The following is a 1,176-nucleotide window of genomic DNA, read 5'->3' as shown; positions in this document are numbered from 1 at the left end:
GAGCGGGGTCGGCAAGACGACCGCGCTGGAGGTCGCCCTCGGGCTGCTGCGACCCGACGCCGGCCGCGCCACGATCGACGGCGTGGACCTGGCGGACGTCGACCCGGCCACGCTGTGGGCGCAGGTCACGTGGCTCCCCCAGCGGCCCGTGCTCGAACCCGGGACGATCGCGCAGCTGGTGGGAGGCGACGAGGCCTCGCGTACGAGCGCGGCTGCGCTCACCGGCCTCGACGCCGTGCTCGCGGATCTGCCTCTCGGCTGGGCGACGCCGCTCGGCCGCGGTGGCGAGGGCCTCAGCCTCGGCCAGCGGCAGCGCGTCGCCCTCACCCGCACCCTGCTGTCGCCGACCCCGCTCGTCGTCCTCGACGAGCCCACCGCCCACCTGGACGCGGCCGGCGAGCAGGTGGTGCTCGACACCGTGCGGGCGCTGCGGGACGCGGGCCGGACCGTGCTGCTGGTGGCGCACCGGCTCTCGCTGGTCGCGGCCGCCGACGACGTCGTCCCGGTGCGCTCGAGCGCGGAGGTCCTCGCATGACGCGCGGGACGCTCCGACGGGCGATCCGGCTCCTGGACATCGATCCCCGGCGCCTCGCTCTCGCACTGCTGCTGGGGACGCTCGCGCTCGGGTGCGGGGTCGCGCTGGCCGCCGTGTCCGCCTGGTTGATCGCGCGCGCCTCGCAGATGCCGCCCGTCCTCCAGCTGTCGGTGGCCACCGTGGCGGTCCGGGCGTTCGGCATCGGGCGCGGGGTGCTGCGGTACCTCGAGCGCCTGGTGTCCCACGACCTCGCCCTGCGCGGCATGACCGAGCTGCGCACCACGCTGTACCAGCGCCTCGCGGTGGCCCGGCCCGACACCCTGCTGCGGCTGCGGCGCGGTGACCTGCTGGCTCGCGTCGGTGCGGACGTCGACACGGTCGGCGACGTCGTCGTCCGCGGCCTGCTCCCGGCCGGGGTGGCCACGCTGCTCGGTGCGGGCACCGTCCTCGCGATGTGCGCGTTCTGGCCGCCCGCCGGGCTGGCGCTCGCCGGCTGTCTCCTGCTCGCCGGGGTCGCGGCGCCCCTGATCGCGGCACGCGCCGCACGCACCACCGAGGACCTCGCGCTGCAGAGCCGCGCGGACATGACCGCCACCGCGCTGGGCCTGCTCGACGACACGGGTCCGCTGCGGGTCGCCGGG

General features: G+C 77.0%; 2 protein-coding genes. Both read left to right on the top strand.

Going from position 1 to position 1,176, the window contains the following annotated elements; all coding sequences use genetic code 11:
* Positions 1–535 (top strand): ATP-binding cassette domain-containing protein (locus tag AC1DUQ_RS21860; protein WP_477074652.1); only part of this gene is annotated, 535 nt, incomplete at its 5' end.
* Positions 532–1,176 (top strand): ABC transporter domain-containing protein (locus tag AC1DUQ_RS21855; RefSeq protein WP_477074651.1); only part of this gene is annotated, 645 nt, incomplete at its 3' end. The genes AC1DUQ_RS21860 and AC1DUQ_RS21855, both read left to right, overlap by 4 nt.

This window comes from Cellulomonas sp. P4_B5_2, assembly GCF_056402235.1.
This window is presented reverse-complemented; position numbering and strand designations above follow the sequence as displayed.